Raw genomic sequence first — 17,144 nt, 5'->3', positions numbered from 1 at the left:
GGTTAAACGCTGAGCGCGGCGCGCAGTTGCGCTTCGAGCAAGGCCGCGTCCAGCGCCTGACCGATCAGCACCAGGCGCGTGGTGCGCGCTTCCTCGGCACCCCACTGACGGTCGAAGTGCTTGTCGAAACGGGTGCCCACGCCCTGGATCAGCAGCCGCATCGGCTTGTTCGGGATCGCCGCGAAACCCTTGACCCGCAGGATGCCGTGCTGGACCACCAGTTGGGTCAAGGCATCCAGCAGCAGGCTTTCGTCGGCTTGCGGCAGTTCGATGGAGATTGAGTCGAAGGCATCGTGGTCGTGGTCGTCGTGGTCATCACCGTCGTGATGGTGATCGTGATGGCTGTGGCGGCTGTCGATGTGCTCTTCGGAGCCGGCACCCAGGCCGATCAGCACGTCCAGCGGCAGGCGACCGCTGCTGGCCTCGATGATTTTCACCGCTGGCGGCAGCTCTTCGGCGACTTCCAGGCGCACGCGGGCCAGGTCGGCGGGGTTGATCAGGTCGGCCTTGTTGAGGATCACCAGGTCGGCGCTGGCCAGTTGGTCGGCGAACAGCTCGTGCAGCGGCGATTCGTGGTCCAGATTCGGGTCCAGTTTGCGCTGGGCGTCGACCTGATCCGGGAAGGCGGCGAAGGTGCCGGCGGCCACGGCCGGGCTGTCGACCACGGTGATCACGGCGTCCACCGTGCAGGCGCTGCGGATTTCCGGCCACTGGAAGGCCTGGACCAGCGGCTTTGGCAGGGCCAGGCCCGAAGTTTCGATGAGAATGTGGTCGAGGTCGCCGCGACGGGCCACCAACTCGCGCATCACCGGGAAGAACTCTTCCTGGACGGTGCAGCACAGGCAGCCATTGGCCAGTTCATACACGCGACCGCTGGCCTCTTCCTCGGTGCAACCGATGGAGCACTGCTTGAGGATTTCACCGTCGATGCCCAGCTCGCCAAACTCGTTGACGATCACCGCGATGCGCCGACCCTGGGCGTTATCGAGCATGTGCCGCAGCAAGGTGGTTTTGCCCGAGCCGAGGAAACCGGTAACGATGGTGACGGGGAGTTTGGCCAGTGTTTTCATCGGATGCCCTTTGGCTTTGGTGGCGGGCATACGGGACGAGAACCGGCAACGCAGACGCGCGCGGGAAGAGTTCGCCACCGGATCACCCCGCCCGGTTGTAGTGAGAATCTGTGTCGAGGCAGGTCTCCTGGCTGACGGTGGGCCGGTCTTTCGACTGGCGGCTTCTGCGCCTTCCCGCCGCTTGGGATCAAGCGTGCAGTGGCCTGGCAGAAACAGCACCGTTCACAGTTGCGGGGGCAGCCGCGGCATTGACCGCGTTCCCTTCTTAGCTTCGACGCATGCGCCGAAGAACCTCGAAAGCGCAAGGCTACGCATGGTGTGGGGGCGGGTCAATGTTCACAGGTTGATTGCGATCCCCTGTGGCGAGGGAGCAAGCTCCCTCGCCACAGGGTTCGGCCGCGCTTGAGAACGCTTGCCAATTGACGCGAATCCCTCGCCCATGCTCTCCTACACGCCTTGTTACGGGTGCCCTTCACAGGGTGAAACGGGAAACCGGTGAATCATGTGCTTTACTCCAAGCCATGTCAGTCCGGTGCTGCCCCCGCAACGGTAAGCGAGCGAAGCATCAGATCCACTGTGCCCATGCGGCATGGGAAGGTGATGCTTGCTGGTGTGGCGATTGCCCCCCCTCGTGAGCCCGGAGACCGGCCCGCAACACATAGAAAACAAACCCGCGGTGGGCGGGCGCTGTTGTAGCCTCTGCGTGCCCGGCCCGCGGGGGTTTGCATGCGCTCGATTCACCCCTGACTGACCAGAGGGAAGCGCCATGTCGATCATCAGCAGCACTCGCCACGCCACCGCCAGCACCACAACCACCCTGAGCCAACGCCTCGTTGCCGCTGTCAGCGCCTCGATCCTGGGCGCGTGCCTGGTGTATTTCGCCGGTTTCTCGCACATCGAAGCGGTGCACAACGCGGCCCACGATACCCGTCACAGCGCCGCCTTCCCGTGCCATTGAGACCTGCCGACATGATCAAGCGAATCGCGCAAACCGCAGGCTTCACCGGGCTGCTGGCCGCCCTGCTACTCACCCTGCTGCAAAGCTTCTGGGTCGCGCCACTGATTCTTCAGGCCGAAACCTTCGAAAGTGCTCCGGCAACCGAAGTGCATGAGCACGCCGAAGGCGCCGTGGCCGCTCACACTCACGATGCCGAGGCCTGGGCCCCGGAAGACGGCTGGCAGCGCGTGCTGTCGACCACCGGCGGTAATCTGGTAGTAGCCGTTGGTTTCGCCCTGATGCTGGCCGGCCTCTACACCTTGCGCGCGCCCCGCCGCACCGCCCAAGGCCTGCTCTGGGGCCTGGCCGGCTATGCGACGTTCGTCCTCGCCCCGACACTCGGCCTACCACCCGAGTTGCCGGGCACCGCCGCTGCCGATCTGGCGCAACGGCAAATCTGGTGGATTGGCACCGCTGCCTCGACGGCCGCAGGCATCGCCCTGATCGCGTTTGGCAAAAACTGGCTGCTGAAAGTTCTCGGTGCCGCGATTCTGGCTGTGCCCCATGTCATTGGAGCCCCACAACCTGAAGTACACTCGATGCTGGCGCCTGAAGCATTGGAGACCCAATTCAAAATCGCTTCGCAGTTGACCAACATGGCCTTCTGGCTGGCCCTTGGCCTGATCAGTGCCTGGTTGTTCCGCCGCAAAAGCGAAGGTCAATACGACGCATGAGTGAAAACCGCGCAGCGCCGACCCTGGTGGTTGGCCTGGGCTGCCAGCGTGGCTGCCCGGCGAGTACGCTGCGCGCATTGCTCGACCAGGCACTGGAGGCTCATCACATCCAGTTGCAGGCGATCAAGGCCCTGGCCAGCATCGACCTGAAGCGAGATGAGCCGGGCCTGATCGAGTTGGCCGCGCAGCTGGGATTGCCGATGACATACTTCAGCAGCGAACAGTTGGCCGGCTACCACCCGCAACTGAGCCACCACTCGGAAATCGCCTTTGAGCGCACCGGTTGTTATGGCGTGGCCGAAAGTGCCGCGCTGGCCCTGGCCGAACAACTGGCCCAGGCCCCAGCCAGACTGCTGATCTGCCGACAGAAATACGCCCAGGCGACCTTTGCATTGGCCTGCGCTGCGTAAAATCCCCGATAATCACCCCTTCGATCATGAGCAAACTTCATCTGAAGCCTGCCTTGACCTCTTTTTCTCAGGAGCCGGCCATGACCGTCTACTTCATTGGCGCAGGTCCCGGCGACCCGGAACTGATCACCGTCAAGGGCCAGCGGCTGATCCGCAGTTGCCCGGTGATCATCTATGCCGGCTCACTGGTGCCCGAAGCCGTACTGCAAGGCCATCAGGCGCACTTGGTGGTCAACAGTGCCGAGTTGCATCTGGAACAGATCATCGAGCTGATCAAGTCCGCCCACGCCCAAGACCAGGATGTGGCCCGCGTGCATTCCGGCGACCCGAGCCTGTATGGGGCGATCGGTGAGCAGATTCGCTGCCTGCGCGAGCTGCAGATTCCGTTCGAGATCATCCCCGGCGTCACCGCCACCGCGGCCTGCGCCGCGCTGCTGGGGGCCGAGCTGACACTGCCGGACATCTCGCAGAGCGTGATCCTGACGCGCTACGCCGACAAGACGGCCATGCCGGCGGGCGAAGAGTTCAGCAGCCTGGCCCGGCATGGCGCGACCATGGCGATACACCTGGGGGTCAACCACCTGGAAAAAATCGTCGCCGAACTGCTTCCCCACTACGGTGCGGACTGTCCGATCGCGGTGGTTCATCGGGCCAGTTGGCCGGATCAGGATTGGGTGACAGGGACGCTGACGGATATCGCCGGCAAGGTGAACGCCAAGGGGTTTCGGCGTACGGCGCTGATTCTGGTGGGTCGGGTACTGGGCAGCGACGCGTTCAGTGAGTCGTCGTTGTATCGCGCCGGGCATGCTCACCTGTATCGCCCCTAGGTGCGCCACAGGTCAACGATCACCCATAAAAAACGGCGCTCACGGGCTAATGCCGATCAGTTAAGGAGATGAGGTCGAATGTGTAGGAGCGAGCGGGCTCGCGATGAACTCAAGAGCAACGCGTTCAATCAGAAACCACGCGTTATCGTTAACGTCCATCGCGAGCCCGCTCGCTCCTTACAAAGGTCGGTATTCACTTAACTGACTGGTATTGCGCTCACGGGGCGCCGTTTTTCAATCTCGCAGCGAACACCTTAGTAGTAGGCGTTTTCTTTCTGCGTGTGGTCGGTCACGTCGCGCACACCCTTGAGCTCGGGGATACGCTCGAGCAGCGTGCGCTCGATGCCTTCCTTCAAGGTCACGTCGGCCTGGCCGCAGCCCTGGCAGCCGCCACCGAACTTCAGCACGGCGATGCCGTCTTCCACTACATCGATCAGGCTGACCTGACCGCCGTGGCTGGCCAGCCCCGGGTTGATTTCGGTTTGCAGGTAGTAGTTGATGCGCTCGTTGACCGGGCTGTCGGCGTTGACCATCGGTACTTTGGCGTTTGGCGCCTTGATAGTCAGTTGGCCGCCCATGCGGTCCGTGGCGTAGTCGACCACGGCGTCGTCCAGGAAGGCTTCGCTGAAGTGATCGATGTACGCGGTGAAGCTCTTGAGCCCCAGCGCGGTGTCTTCAGGTTTTTCTTCGCCCGGCTTGCAGTACGCAATGCAGGTTTCGGCGTATTGGGTGCCAGGCTGGGTGATAAAGACCCGAATGCCGATCCCCGGGGTGTTCTGCTTGGAGAGCAGATCAGCCAGATAATCGTGGGCGGCGTCGGTAATGGTAATGGCGGTCATGGAAATTCCTCGCAGGCTTGGGCGCAGTTTACGCCAATCATCGTGCCGGACAAAGTCCTAGTATTTCTGTCAGGAAAGAAGCGTTGCCTCCCTGCGAAAGCAAGCGCTTCTGGGTTCCATTGATCAAAGGTCGGTCAGAGGTTTTCGAAGCGGTTCATGTCCAGCACGCCCTCTTCCACCGGGTCGGTTTCGTGGATGTAGCGACTCAAGTCGTGGAAATACACCCAGAACAGCGGGTGACTGCGACGAATCCCCCAGCGCCCGACGATTCTCTCGAAGCGCTGGGTATCCTTGGCGTATTCCATGTCTTCGACGAACTCCGGTACTTGCGCAGCCGGAATGTTGAACATGAAGTTGGGGTAGCTGCTAAGTACCCCGGGATAGAGGGTCAGCGTGTCCATGCCCGGCTGATAGCGCAGCGCTTCGCCGACCATGAATGCGACGTTGCTGTGGGCGCGGTTGCGCAGCAGGCTGTAGACCTCGCGTTTGCCGCTGGCGGTTTCAATGCGCAGCATGGTCGCCTCCGGTAGCAGGTCGATGACCTTGAGGCCAGCTGCCGGGCGCGATGTCAGGCGGCTCAACGCCTGCTCGGCACGCTGCAGGGCCGGGTCGATGTTGGGCCTTGAGCAGTAGGCACCGTTGCAGCGGTTGATCGGGTCGGGTCGAGCGTTCAGGTCGCCATAGCGGGCCAGCAATTGATTGGCAAAGTCGCGCTTGGGGTCCTTGTCATCGAGCTTCAAGGCCGTCGGCGTGTCGTCGTCGATGCTTTCGTAATCCAGCCACATCTTGACCTTGCCACTGTTCTGGTACCAATCGTCCAGGTAACCGTCGCGCGAATCAGCCGGCATCAGGCGCAGGAAGTTCTGCTCGGCGCCGTTGCGGATCAGGTCGAAATACAGTCGGGTCTGCGCCTGATGGGAGACATTGCCGAACACATCGAAATTCACCGCCAACTGGTAATAGGTGCGTTCCAGCAGGGGGAAATCGAACAGCCACATCGTTTGCGGCACGTCGCCGATCAGGCCCTTGGTCACCGAGGCGCTGTCGAAATGGCGGAAGATGCTCAGCAAGGCGTTGTCATTGCCCGCCCACAAACTCGACCAGCTGGGCGAAGGTGAATCGGCGTAGTTGTCGCGGCGCAGGGCTTCGTACTCGTTGCGCTTGTCGCGGTAGGCGTGCCACAGGCTCAGCACGCTGCCCACGTCGTCGTTCTGACCGGGCATGGCCAGCAATGGCGTGGCTTGCGCCTGATAGTTCGGATCGACGATGTACAAATCATGCTCGGGGGCCTGGAACAAGGCCCAGAACTGATCGCGGATCACATCGGTTGCGATCTGTCCGCGGCACACCGGCCCGCGAATAAAGGTGCGCACGAAGTACTCGGCATTATCGAGCATAAACTGATAACGCGCTTGCGCCGGGATCGCCTGGAACGTCTGGAACGGATTGGCACGGCGCTCCGGCCCGTAACCGGGCAAGGCGTCGACCTGCCAGTTGCCGCTATAGAACAGGCTCTTGATCCGGGCCATTTTCGCCGGGCTCAGTGGGTAGGTGATGTGGGTCTTGTGCACGATCACCCCTTGCACCGGCCACAGGCGGTAATACACCTGGGTACCCGGATCGTCGTTGGGGCGGCGGCTGTTGATCAGGTCGATGGGCTGGCCGGTCGGCGTACGCGAACGTACCCACTGGAAGTAGTGCCCCTGCTCGCCCTCCTTGAAATACAGGTGCGCGAGGAACAGGTGCTCGAACAGCCAGCGCGCCACCAGGCTTTCGCGTGCGCCCGGGGCGTTGAGCAGATTTTCCCATTGCACGATCTGCAAGGCTTCCCGGGCGCTGGGCGCCAGCCCTTGTTCATCGATGGGCGCACCCGAGGCCAGCCAGCGCTGCAGGGTCTGGTACTGCTGGCTGGTCAAGCCGGTCACGGCCAGGGGCATGCCCTCTTTCGGGTGCTCTTTGGCATAGCCGTCGAATTCGCCCGATTGCGAGCACATGTTGGCCCGGTTCAGGCCCAGAACGATGTCTTCCGGCAACTTGGCGTTGGGTTGCAAGGGGGTCTGGTGGCCCAGCTCCAGCATGCGCGCCATCAGCCCGGCCTGGCTGCCCTGGGCGTCGAGCACCGAGTAGAAGTCCTTGCGCTGCCAGGCGGCCTTGCCAAACGCGTCATAGTACAGGCGGGTCGGGGCCGCCGCCTTGCTGCGATCACCGGCGTAGACCGGCGTCTTGCTCGCCCCCCGTGCCGCGCCTTCGCCGCTGCCCAGGTTGAGCTGACAGGCGGCGTCGTAGCAGGCATGGCACGCCACGCATTTTTCCGTGAAGATCGGCTGAATGTCGCGGGTATAGGAGATCGCCGGTGCCGCTCCCTGTGCTGTGGCGCCCGTGCTGATAAACAGCACAACAAGGCTGATGAATACGCGATACGACATGTCCCTGGTCCCGATCATGAAAAAACGTCGCGATTCTACCGATCTAGCCCCGGCACCAACATGAGCGATATTCATGCAAATCCTGGCCATGCTCTAAAAGCGCACAGGTTTGCTATGATTCCGCCCCTTCGTAATGGCCTTACCAGGTAGTCCTATGTCCGATCGCAGTGCTCGCCTTCACGCCCTCAAGCAAGCCCTCAAAGAGCGCATCCTGATTCTCGATGGCGGCATGGGCACCATGATCCAGAGCTTCAAGCTCGAGGAGCAGGACTACCGTGGCAAGCGCTTTGCCGACTGGCCAAGCGACGTCAAGGGCAACAATGACTTGCTGGTACTGAGTCGCCCGGATGTGATCGGAGCGATCGAGAAGCAATACCTGGATGCCGGCGCCGACATTCTGGAAACCAACACCTTCAACGCCACCCAGGTATCCCAGGCCGACTACGGCATGCAGGGCCTGGCGTATGAGTTGAACGTAGAAGGCGCACGCCTGGCACGCAAGGTCGCCGACGCCAAGACCCTGGAAACCCCGGATAAACCGCGCTTCGTGGCCGGTGTCCTGGGCCCGACCAGCCGTACCTGCTCGCTGTCGCCGGACGTGAACAACCCCGGCTACCGCAACGTGACCTTCGACGAACTGGTGGAAAACTACACCGAGGCCACCAAGGGCCTGATCGAAGGCGGCGCCGACCTGATCCTGATCGAAACCATTTTCGACACCCTGAACGCCAAGGCCGCGATCTTTGCCGTCCAGGGCGTTTTCGAGGACGTCGGTTTCGAACTGCCGATCATGATCTCCGGGACCATCACCGATGCGTCCGGCCGTACCCTGTCCGGCCAGACCACCGAAGCCTTCTGGAACTCCATCGCCCACGCCAAGCCGATTTCCGTCGGCCTGAACTGCGCCCTCGGTGCCCGTGAGTTGCGCCCGTACCTGGAAGAGCTGTCGAACAAGGCCAGCACCTATGTGTCGGCGCACCCTAATGCCGGCCTGCCAAACGAATTCGGCGAGTACGATGAACTGCCGGCCGAAACCGCCAAGGTCATCGAAGAGTTCGCCCAAAGCGGCTTCCTCAATATCGTCGGTGGTTGCTGCGGCACCACCCCGGGGCACATCGAAGCCATCGCCAAGGCCGTCGCCGGCTACGCGCCACGGCAGATTCCGGACATCCCCAAGGCCTGCCGCCTGTCGGGCCTGGAGCCGTTCACCATCGATCGCAACTCGTTGTTCGTCAACGTCGGCGAGCGGACCAACATCACCGGCTCCGCCAAGTTCGCCCGGCTGATCCGTGAAGACAACTACACCGAGGCCCTGGAAGTCGCCCTGCAGCAGGTTGAAGCCGGCGCCCAGGTGATCGACATCAACATGGACGAGGGCATGCTCGATTCGAAGAAGGCCATGGTGACCTTCCTCAATCTGATTGCCGGCGAACCGGACATCTCCCGCGTACCGATCATGATCGACTCCTCCAAGTGGGAAGTGATCGAAGCCGGCCTGAAGTGCATCCAGGGCAAGGGCATCGTCAACTCCATCAGCATGAAGGAAGGCGTCGAGCAGTTCATTCATCACGCCAGGTTGTGCAAGCGCTACGGCGCCGCCGTGGTGGTGATGGCCTTCGACGAAGCCGGCCAGGCCGACACCGAAGCGCGCAAGAAAGAAATCTGCAAACGCTCCTACGACATTCTGGTCAACGACGTGGACTTCCCGCCGGAAGACATCATCTTCGACCCGAACATCTTCGCCGTGGCCACCGGCATCGAAGAACACAACAACTATGCCGTGGACTTCATCAACGCCTGTGCCTACATCCGCGACGAACTGCCGTATGCCCTGACCTCGGGCGGCGTGTCCAACGTGTCGTTCTCGTTCCGGGGCAACAACCCGGTGCGGGAAGCGATCCACTCGGTGTTCCTGCTGCACGCGATCCGCGCCGGCCTGACCATGGGTATCGTCAACGCCGGCCAGCTGGAGATCTACGACCAGATCCCGGTGCAACTGCGTGACGCCGTGGAAGACGTGGTGCTCAACCGCACCCCGACAGGCACTGACGCCCTCCTCGCCATTGCCGACCAGTACAAGGGCGATGGCAGCGTCAAGGAAGCCGAGACCGAAGAGTGGCGCAACTGGGACGTCAACAAGCGCCTGGAACACGCCCTGGTCAAAGGCATCACCACCCACATCGTCGAAGACACCGAAGAATCCCGGCAGTCGTTCGCGCGGCCGATCGAAGTGATCGAAGGCCCGCTGATGTCCGGCATGAACATCGTCGGCGACCTGTTCGGCGCCGGTAAGATGTTCCTGCCCCAAGTGGTGAAGTCCGCCCGTGTCATGAAGCAAGCCGTGGCCCACCTGATCCCGTTCATCGAGTTGGAAAAAGGCGACAAGCCCGAAGCCAAGGGCAAGATCCTCATGGCCACGGTAAAAGGCGACGTGCATGACATCGGCAAGAACATCGTCGGCGTGGTGCTGGGTTGTAACGGCTACGACATCGTCGACCTGGGCGTGATGGTGCCGGCGGAAAAAATCCTGCAAGTGGCCAAGGAGCAGAAGTGCGACATCATCGGCCTGTCCGGCCTGATCACCCCGTCGCTGGATGAGATGGTCCACGTGGCGCGTGAAATGCAGCGCCAGGACTTCCACTTGCCGCTGATGATCGGTGGCGCGACCACCTCCAAGGCGCACACGGCGGTGAAGATCGAACCCAAGTACAGCAACGACGCCGTGGTCTACGTCACCGACGCCTCCCGCGCCGTGGGCGTTGCCACGCAGTTGCTGTCCAAGGAGCTGAAGGCCGGTTTCGTCGAGAAAACCCGCGAGGAATACGTCGAAGTCCGCGAGCGCACCGCCAACCGCAGTGCCCGTACCGAGCGCCTGAGCTACCCGGCCGCGATTGCCAAGAAGCCGCAATTCGACTGGAGCAGCTACGAGCCGGTGAAACCGACCTTCACCGGCGCCAAGGTGCTGGACAACATCGACCTGAAGGTGCTGGCCGAGTACATCGACTGGACACCGTTCTTCATTTCCTGGGATCTGGCCGGCAAATTCCCGCGCATCCTGCAGGATGAAGTGGTGGGTGAAGCCGCTACCGCACTGTACGCCGATGCCCAGGAGATGCTCGCCAAACTGATCGACGAGAAACTGATCAGCGCCCGTGCGGTGTTCGGCTTCTGGCCGGCCAACCAGGTGCATGACGACGACCTGGAAGTCTACGGCGACGACGGCAAGCCGCTGGCGCGCCTGCATCACCTGCGCCAGCAGATCATCAAGACCGACGGCAAGCCGAACTTCTCCCTGGCCGACTTCGTCGCCCCGAAAGACAGCGGCGTCACCGACTACGTCGGCGGCTTCATCACCACCGCCGGCATCGGCGCCGAAGAAGTGGCCAAGGCCTATCAGGACGCTGGCGACGACTACAACTCGATCATGGTCAAGGCCTTGGCCGACCGCCTGGCCGAAGCCTGCGCCGAGTGGCTGCACCAGCAGGTACGTAAAGACTACTGGGGTTACGCCAAGGACGAAGCGCTGGACAACGAAGCCTTGATCAAGGAGCAGTACAGCGGCATCCGCCCTGCCCCCGGCTACCCGGCCTGCCCGGATCACACCGAGAAAGGCACGCTGTTCAAGTTGCTCGATCCCGAGGCTGCTGAACTCAAGGCAGGCCGCAGCGGCGTGTTCCTCACCGAGCATTACGCGATGTTCCCGGCTGCCGCCGTCAGCGGCTGGTACTTCGCCCACCCGCAGGCGCAGTACTTTGCCGTGGGCAAGATCGACAAGGACCAGGTGCAGAGCTACACCGCCCGTAAAGGCCAGGAATTGAGCGTGAGTGAACGCTGGCTGGCACCGAACCTGGGTTACGACAACTGACAGCCCTATGAGCCGGGCACTGCTTGCAGCGCCCGGATGACGGATATTCCCAGGCCGCGGTCGAACTTTTAACGACAGCACCGTCTCTAACCGATTAGACAACCGTCGAATCGGCGCACACAGCACGGCTTGAACACTCAGCGAGCTGATAGGGAAGTCTGAAATCAAACATGACTCATGAGGTCCACAGCATGCGATTAATCCTGTCCACCCTTGCCCTGGGTATTCTGTTCACACAAGGCGCCATGGCCTCTGGAGATGGCGACGCTGCCATCGGTGGCGGATTGGGCGGCGCGCTGGGTAACGTTGTTGGCCAGCAAATTGGCGGCAGCACTGGCGCGGCCATTGGCGCCGGTGTCGGCGGGGCCGCAGGCAGCGCCGTCGCCGCCCCCAAAGGCAACCGAAACGAAGCCGCGATCGGCGGCGGAATCGGGGCGGCAGGCGGTTCGGTGATCGGCAATTCGCTGGGTGGCTCGACCGGCTCCACCATCGGTGCCGGGCTGGGTGGCGCCGCCGGTGGCGCGGTGGGCAACAACCTGGCGGACGATGACGATCATCACTCCGGCGGCAAAAGCTATAACGGCAAGCACAAACACAAACACAAGAACAAGTACAAGCACGACTGAGTGACCCTCACCGCTTGTGCCCTGAAGCCCGCCCTGCGCGTAATGCTATTCAGTTAAGAAAATGAGACCGCACGTGTAGGAGCGAGCGCGCTCGCGATGAACTCAAGAACCACGCGTTTATTCAGAAATCCGCGTAATCGTTGACGTCCATCGCGAGCCCGCTCGCTCCTACAAAGGTCGGCGCTCGCTTAGCTGAACATCATTACGCCCTGCGCGGGCTTTTTGCTGCCCTGGCGAAAGTGCCGGGATGAGCCGACACATCAAGGTGCCCTGCCAGCCGGTAAATCCATATTTTTGATACTTATTAACTTTGCAGAACGTCCGAGCGGGTTCTAAATGGGTGTCGAGAGGGGCTGGCTGCAAGCACTTCACAGCGCTTGCACATGGGTTGACTCGGCAGGTAGCAATCGACGCTTGCCTGCGGTGGTGCCAACCCTCTCACCCCAAGTGAAACTCCTTTTGTTCCGCGTTCCCGCTTGGGAACGCGGTTCTTTTTATGTCCGCTCCCCCCATCCCGACGCCCCCCATTACCGACCAGCCTGGCGCATTTGCCATGGGCTGCACCTCGATCATCGACAATTGAGAATTATTGATTCGCGTCTGCACGCGCCTGAGCACCAGTATGCGGGGATATTCCATCACTCCGGAGCTACAGGATGTTACTGCTAACCAGGCGAATCGGTGAGTCCATTATTATCGGCGACGACATCAAGATCACCGTGTTGAGCCCGAGCAATATGCGCACGGGCGCCAGGATCGGAATCGATGCGCCAAAGGACGTAAAAGTGCATCGGGAAGAAGTCTATTTGCGCGACCAGAAACGCAAAGCGACTGCCACGCCGGACACCTGATCAACCCGCATCATGGCAGCCCGCTCAGCGATTTCGAATCCTGGCGTGCATCACGCCATGCATGATCAACCCCACCAGCAGCCCCCAGAACGCTCCGCCAAGGCCCAGCAGCGTGACGTTGGCCGACGTGGCCAGGAAGGTAACCAGCGCGGTTTCCCGCCCTCGTACATCCGTCACGGCGGTCGCCAGGCTGCCGCCAATCGCGCCCAGCAAGGCGAGGCCGGCCAGGGTGGTGATGAATGTGGCGGGCAGCACCACGAACAAGGTGGCCAAAGTGCTACCGAACACGCCGACGAGCACATAGAACACGCCACAGGCGAGCCCGGCGATGTAGCGCTTGCCGGGTTCTTCGTGGGACTCAGGTCCCGTGCAAATGGCGGCGGTGATCGCCGCCACATTGAACGCATGGGAACCGAAGGGTGCCATCAGCAGCGAGCCCAGCCCCGTCACGGTGATAATCGGATTGGCGCTGGTTGTGAAACCGTCATTGCGCAGGACCAGCATGCCGGGCATGTACTGCCCGGTCAGGGTGATCACAAACAAGGGCAAGGCGACGCTGAACAGCCCATTGAGTGAGAACTCGGGTGTCGTCCAGACCGGCGTGGCCAGGCTGAGCTCGACACTGTCGAAACTGACCTGTCCCAGGCCGAGTAACAGCGCAACACCGATCACCAGGACGCCGACAATACTGTAGCGGGCAGTGAACCGGCGGATAAGCGCATAGCTGAAAATCAGTACCCCAACCAACAGCGGGTCAACACTCGCGCCACCGAACGCTCCCATGCCGAATCGCAACAGGATGCCCGCCAGCAGGCCGGCGGCAATCCCCGGCGGGATCATTTTCACCACGCGCTCGAAATAGCCCGACATCCCCAGTATCACGAAGCCGATGGCTGACAACACATAAGCGCCAATGACTTCGGCATAGGGCGTATTAGGCAGTACCGTGATCAGGAAAGCCGCGCCCGGCGTCGACCAGGCAGTGATGATCGGTTCTCGGTAGCGGTAGCTCAACCAGGCCCCCGTCAGGCCAACCCCTACGGACACCGACCAGATCCACGAAGCGGTTTGTTCGGGACTCAGCCCGGCCGCCTTTGCCCCCTGAAACACGAGAATGAAAGTGCCGCCGTAGTTGACGATGACGGACACCAGCGCCGCCACCACCGGATGGAACAGATCGGTTGATTTGAGGGGTATGGCCGTCGCCGTGCTTTTCATCCGTGAAGTACCTTCCTGAGTGCGCATGCTCGGGCTGGGATCCGGTCAGGATCTGCGCCAGACGCCCGGCCCAGAACCTGCGCGGTTAACAATGAAGCCAGTATGGGTACAAAATGGACTAGTTGAAATATCCACTTTCCACAGTTAACTTAGACCACTTGTTTCGGCGGATACGGATGTCCTTCTTATGAAAAAACGCGCCACGGCTTACCCGGTCTGGAACGCCTTTCTCCCCTCCACTGACAGCCCACTGTCCCTGCGCGAACAACTGGTGCGTTTCTTCCGCAAAGGCGTGACCCATAACACCCTCAAGCCCGGCATTCGGCTGCCCGCGTCCCGCACGCTGGCACAGGAGCTGGGAGTTTCGCGGATGACCGTGACCGGCGTTTATGAACAGCTGCTGGCCGAGGGGTTCTTCGAAGCGCGCCAAGGGGCCGGGACCTACGTAGCCAGCCGGATCGGGATCAGGCCCCCAGCGCCCTCCACGCCTGCACGACCGGTTCTGGCTGGCTCCCTGCGCTCGTGCCAGCTGGTAGGGCTCGACTCCATGTCACTGGCCCACCCCGCCTGGCCGCTGACGCCTGGCCTCCCGGCACTGGATGCCTTCCCCTATGCACTTTGGGGCAGGCTTGAAGGGCGGTTCTGGCGAGGACGGCTGGCCAGCGGCGCCTCCTATGGCGATCCCCAGGGCCTGCTGTCCTTGCGCGAAGCCCTGGCAGAGTACCTGGGCGTCGCCCGCGGCATCACCTGTCGCCCCGACAACATCATCGTCGCCCCCGGTGCTCAAGCGGCCGTCCTGATTGCCGCGCTCGCACTCACGGACAGAGGTGATCGCGCCTGGGTCGAAAGCCCGGGATACGATGCCACTTACCGCAGCCTGGTATTGGCCGGACTGAACACCGTTGGCGTGCCGGTCGATGCCGAAGGCCTGGAAGTGCAGGCCGGGCGCCGACTCGCACCCGACGCCAGGCTGGCACTGGTGTCACCCTCACACCAATACCCGACCGGTGTCACCATGAGTCTGGCCAGGCGCATGGCCCTTCTGCAATGGGCTGACGAGGCGAATGCCGTGATCCTCGAAGATGATTACGACAGTGAATTTCGTTATGAATGTGCCCCCACCACGGCGCTCAAGGCACTGGATGGCGACAATGGTCGAGTCATCTACGTCGGTACGCTTAGCAAGTTGCTCATGCCCGGCCTACGCCTGGGTTTCCTGGTCGCGCCCGATCATCTGGTGGATGTGTTGCAACGCGTACGCAATGGCAGTGGCCACCGCGTACCGAAGTCAGTGCAAGCCACCGCTGCCGACTTTATCGGCAATGGCCATTTAGGCCCCCATATCCGCCGCGCCAAGTCGCTCTACACAGAGCGCCGTGCGGCCCTACTGTCAGCTATCGCGAGCGAAGCCGACGGACTGCTTTCGGTCTCGACCGCCGCCACCGGATTGCATCTTCTCGCCAACCTGCCGCAGGGTTGTGACGATCAGGCACTGACCGCCGCCGCCCGGGCACGAGAGATTGGTGCCGGCCCATTGTCGGGATTGTTCGTGGCGCCCCACACCAAAGTCCGCCATGGCCTGTTGATGGGCTTTGGCAACACACCGGCAACGTCCATGCGCGGAGCCGTCCAGACACTGTGCGCGCTGATTGAAGCGCAAATGCGCACGTGATATCCGCCAGGAGACAGAGCCGTTGATTTAGGCTGTTTGGCGACACGGCAGTGGAAGTCTCAGTGAAGCATCGGGGGCTGAAGACCGGATGTTAAACGTGTCAGGAAAAAGCGTCGATTGTCCGCGACCGAATCGCCGCGGACTCTCTCCCCCCCTTCACTCACTACCTGTACGCGACCACCTATCGCCCATGGTGCCCGCCGCGCTGGCGACTATCAGTGACACCGCACACGCAAGCAACGCAAGCGCTGCGAAAGCGCCCATCACATGCAAGTAAGGCAGTGCGTGATTCCAGGCTCGAGCCACGCCCAGGAAAGAGGCGAATAGCCAGCCGCTCATCGACAGCGCGCCCAAGACCGCAAGCCGAGTGCGCCCGGAGGCGTGCAACAAGACAAAGGCACCCTTTTGCAGGAGCGGGAAACCGATTCGATGCAGCAGTGTGCCGTTCAGGGTAAGCAGCACGACAACGGTCACTTTGGCCCAGAGTTTCTGATTGAGCAGATACGCATCGCCCTCGGTGACATACCCTTGGAGCACCAGCAGCAGACCACTTCCCCAAAGCGCCCACAGTGCCAGGGTAACAATCTTCTGGGTGTCTTCGATGTACTGACGCTGCATGAGATCCAGCGCTTCCTTGCGCCAGCTCCAAAGCTTGTGATCGGCCTGCAATACCCGACCCAGGGCAATGCACGTGGCGAGCAGGTGACCGTATACGAGTAGCATTTTCAGCATTGCCTTGACCTTATTGTTATGTGGGCAATGCTCTCCTTGCGACCCTTGATTATGAAACTTAATGATACATATTTACATTTGTACCCGCAAATTTCAAAACGGATCGTATTGTCGAGGGGTCATGCTGCAAAAGCGAAAGCTTGACCAGGCAGCCACACACGACATCCCGGTGACCGTCAGATCAAATCCGGGTCTTCTATCGCATGACCATGTTTGGATTGCGCTGGTCTGCCGTTCTAGGTGACCAGTTGGAAGGAGAGCTCCCCTCGCCAACTGCGTCAGGGACGAGCTGATTGGGCGGCAGCCAGCGAGGATTGCAATTTGCCACTAGCCCGTTTGACGAGTGTGTCTCGTCTGTAAAAAAATCAAACCACTACCAGCCTGTTAATGGACGCTCATCGACACCACTGCGATTCACAGGGCACCCCATCGTGGTCTCCGTCCATTTCCATTCCTGGGCAGTTCTGCAAAAAGCTCGTGGCCTCCGCACAAGAGGTCATCTGTGAACAGCGCTTGCGGCCATCACATTTGACGGGAACCGAAATCGAAATGAGCTTTGGCGCAGTCACCGCTTGGGAGGCGGCCTGTTGACTGGATAGCCTGGCCTGCGTCCATGACTGTACTTCAGGGGAAAACTTCCAGGCCAACAACCCCATAACCAGCACTAAGAAAATCAGTTTCATTTGATTCATCCGTGATGAGGGACTGACTGCATACTTACGCTGCCCGCCTTCCAACGCAACCCCTTCCGGATAGGTCATTGCAGGTCAAGATAGTGACCACACCCAAGGAAATTAAAAAAAGTCCCGCTATTACAAATACTGTTATAGCCATGCTTCACCTGCACTGACTAATAAAACCCCATCCGAATGAAATAAACGTTCTACTTAACGTAGTTCCTGCATCTTCGGCAGCGAAGGATTATCGACTTGCTCCT

At 61.2% G+C, this 17,144-nt stretch carries 14 protein-coding genes and 2 riboswitches; of the genes, 8 read left to right on the top strand and 6 right to left on the bottom strand.

Going from position 1 to position 17,144, the window contains the following annotated elements; all coding sequences use genetic code 11:
• Positions 1–2: 2 nt before the first annotated feature.
• On the bottom strand, positions 3–1,070 hold the full coding sequence (cobW, locus tag CKW29_RS09400) for a cobalamin biosynthesis protein CobW (RefSeq protein ID WP_095148397.1): 1,068 nt from the start codon (positions 1,068–1,070) through the stop codon (positions 3–5).
• A gap of 99 nt (positions 1,071–1,169) precedes the next feature.
• Positions 1,170–1,381, bottom strand: a riboswitch (cobalamin riboswitch).
• 135 nt (positions 1,382–1,516) lie between these two features.
• Positions 1,517–1,738, top strand: a riboswitch (cobalamin riboswitch).
• 98 nt (positions 1,739–1,836) lie between these two features.
• Here cobW and CKW29_RS09395 point away from each other — a divergent pair.
• From CKW29_RS09395 to cobM, 4 genes are all read left to right on the top strand, one after another.
• Positions 1,837–2,028, top strand: a complete 192-nt coding sequence (locus CKW29_RS09395) for a CbtB-domain containing protein (protein ID WP_095148316.1) — start codon at positions 1,837–1,839, stop codon at positions 2,026–2,028.
• Positions 2,029–2,039: 11 nt separating this feature from the next.
• Complete coding sequence (locus CKW29_RS09390) at positions 2,040–2,741, top strand: CbtA family protein (protein ID WP_095143301.1); 702 nt, start codon at positions 2,040–2,042, stop codon at positions 2,739–2,741.
• Positions 2,738–3,151, top strand: a complete 414-nt coding sequence (locus CKW29_RS09385) for a cobalamin biosynthesis protein (protein WP_095148315.1) — start codon at positions 2,738–2,740, stop codon at positions 3,149–3,151. The genes CKW29_RS09390 and CKW29_RS09385 overlap by 4 nt, the downstream gene beginning before the upstream one ends.
• Before the next feature lie 80 nt (positions 3,152–3,231).
• Complete coding sequence (gene cobM / locus CKW29_RS09380) at positions 3,232–3,978, top strand: precorrin-4 C(11)-methyltransferase (protein WP_095148314.1); 747 nt, start codon at positions 3,232–3,234, stop codon at positions 3,976–3,978.
• Between the two features lie 254 nt (positions 3,979–4,232).
• Here cobM and nfuA read toward each other — a convergent pair whose 3' ends face one another.
• Both nfuA and CKW29_RS09370 read right to left on the bottom strand, forming a co-directional pair.
• Positions 4,233–4,817: a Fe-S biogenesis protein NfuA gene (gene nfuA, locus CKW29_RS09375; RefSeq protein WP_007941757.1), complete on the bottom strand. Its 585-nt coding sequence runs from the start codon at positions 4,815–4,817 to the stop codon at positions 4,233–4,235.
• Between the two features lie 134 nt (positions 4,818–4,951).
• Positions 4,952–7,243 (bottom strand): fatty acid cis/trans isomerase, encoded by a 2,292-nt coding sequence (locus CKW29_RS09370; protein ID WP_095148313.1) that lies wholly within the window; start codon positions 7,241–7,243, stop codon positions 4,952–4,954.
• Between the two features lie 154 nt (positions 7,244–7,397).
• Between CKW29_RS09370 and metH the strand changes: the two genes are divergently transcribed.
• From metH to csrA, 3 genes are all read left to right on the top strand, one after another.
• Positions 7,398–11,108 (top strand): methionine synthase, encoded by a 3,711-nt coding sequence (gene metH, locus CKW29_RS09365; protein ID WP_095148312.1) that lies wholly within the window; start codon positions 7,398–7,400, stop codon positions 11,106–11,108.
• Between the two features lie 191 nt (positions 11,109–11,299).
• Entirely contained in the window at positions 11,300–11,734 is a 435-nt protein-coding gene (locus CKW29_RS09360) for a glycine zipper domain-containing protein (protein ID WP_095143297.1), read from the top strand.
• A 656-nt stretch (positions 11,735–12,390) separates the two neighbouring features.
• Positions 12,391–12,585 carry a carbon storage regulator CsrA gene (gene csrA / locus CKW29_RS09350; RefSeq protein WP_095143295.1) on the top strand — a complete coding sequence of 65 codons (195 nt, stop codon included), beginning with the start codon at positions 12,391–12,393 and terminating at the stop codon, positions 12,583–12,585.
• A 24-nt stretch (positions 12,586–12,609) separates the two neighbouring features.
• Here csrA and CKW29_RS09345 read toward each other — a convergent pair whose 3' ends face one another.
• Positions 12,610–13,803 carry a benzoate/H(+) symporter BenE family transporter gene (locus CKW29_RS09345; RefSeq protein ID WP_095148311.1) on the bottom strand — a complete coding sequence of 398 codons (1,194 nt, stop codon included), beginning with the start codon at positions 13,801–13,803 and terminating at the stop codon, positions 12,610–12,612.
• A 187-nt stretch (positions 13,804–13,990) separates the two neighbouring features.
• Between CKW29_RS09345 and CKW29_RS09340 the strand changes: the two genes are divergently transcribed.
• On the top strand, positions 13,991–15,475 hold the full coding sequence (locus tag CKW29_RS09340) for a PLP-dependent aminotransferase family protein (protein ID WP_095148310.1): 1,485 nt from the start codon (positions 13,991–13,993) through the stop codon (positions 15,473–15,475).
• Positions 15,476–15,631: 156 nt separating this feature from the next.
• Here the strand turns inward: CKW29_RS09340 and CKW29_RS09335 are convergent, their stop codons facing one another.
• Both CKW29_RS09335 and CKW29_RS09330 read right to left on the bottom strand, forming a co-directional pair.
• Positions 15,632–16,207, bottom strand: a complete 576-nt coding sequence (locus CKW29_RS09335; protein ID WP_095148309.1) for a hypothetical protein — start codon at positions 16,205–16,207, stop codon at positions 15,632–15,634.
• 395 nt (positions 16,208–16,602) lie between these two features.
• On the bottom strand, positions 16,603–16,890 hold the full coding sequence (locus CKW29_RS09330) for an excalibur calcium-binding domain-containing protein (RefSeq protein WP_095143291.1): 288 nt from the start codon (positions 16,888–16,890) through the stop codon (positions 16,603–16,605).
• Positions 16,891–17,144: the final 254 nt, after the last annotated feature.

Origin of the sequence: Pseudomonas sp. Irchel s3a18 (genome assembly GCF_900187535.1) — a bacterium.
Classification (GTDB): domain Bacteria; phylum Pseudomonadota; class Gammaproteobacteria; order Pseudomonadales; family Pseudomonadaceae; genus Aquipseudomonas.
This window is presented reverse-complemented; position numbering and strand designations above follow the sequence as displayed.

Coding starts and splice junctions, on each gene's coding strand:
- cobW (WP_095148397.1), bottom strand. CDS start 1,070: ATGAAAACACTGGCCAAACTCCCCGTCACCATCGTTACCGGTTTCCTC.
- CKW29_RS09395 (WP_095148316.1), top strand. CDS start 1,837: ATGTCGATCATCAGCAGCACTCGCCACGCCACCGCCAGCACCACAACC.
- CKW29_RS09390 (WP_095143301.1), top strand. CDS start 2,040: ATGATCAAGCGAATCGCGCAAACCGCAGGCTTCACCGGGCTGCTGGCC.
- CKW29_RS09385 (WP_095148315.1), top strand. CDS start 2,738: ATGAGTGAAAACCGCGCAGCGCCGACCCTGGTGGTTGGCCTGGGCTGC.
- cobM (WP_095148314.1), top strand. CDS start 3,232: ATGACCGTCTACTTCATTGGCGCAGGTCCCGGCGACCCGGAACTGATC.
- nfuA (WP_007941757.1), bottom strand. CDS start 4,817: ATGACCGCCATTACCATTACCGACGCCGCCCACGATTATCTGGCTGAT.
- CKW29_RS09370 (WP_095148313.1), bottom strand. CDS start 7,243: ATGTCGTATCGCGTATTCATCAGCCTTGTTGTGCTGTTTATCAGCACG.
- metH (WP_095148312.1), top strand. CDS start 7,398: ATGTCCGATCGCAGTGCTCGCCTTCACGCCCTCAAGCAAGCCCTCAAA.
- CKW29_RS09360 (WP_095143297.1), top strand. CDS start 11,300: ATGCGATTAATCCTGTCCACCCTTGCCCTGGGTATTCTGTTCACACAA.
- csrA (WP_095143295.1), top strand. CDS start 12,391: ATGTTACTGCTAACCAGGCGAATCGGTGAGTCCATTATTATCGGCGAC.
- CKW29_RS09345 (WP_095148311.1), bottom strand. CDS start 13,803: ATGAAAAGCACGGCGACGGCCATACCCCTCAAATCAACCGATCTGTTC.
- CKW29_RS09340 (WP_095148310.1), top strand. CDS start 13,991: ATGAAAAAACGCGCCACGGCTTACCCGGTCTGGAACGCCTTTCTCCCC.
- CKW29_RS09335 (WP_095148309.1), bottom strand. CDS start 16,207: ATGCTGAAAATGCTACTCGTATACGGTCACCTGCTCGCCACGTGCATT.
- CKW29_RS09330 (WP_095143291.1), bottom strand. CDS start 16,890: ATGAAACTGATTTTCTTAGTGCTGGTTATGGGGTTGTTGGCCTGGAAG.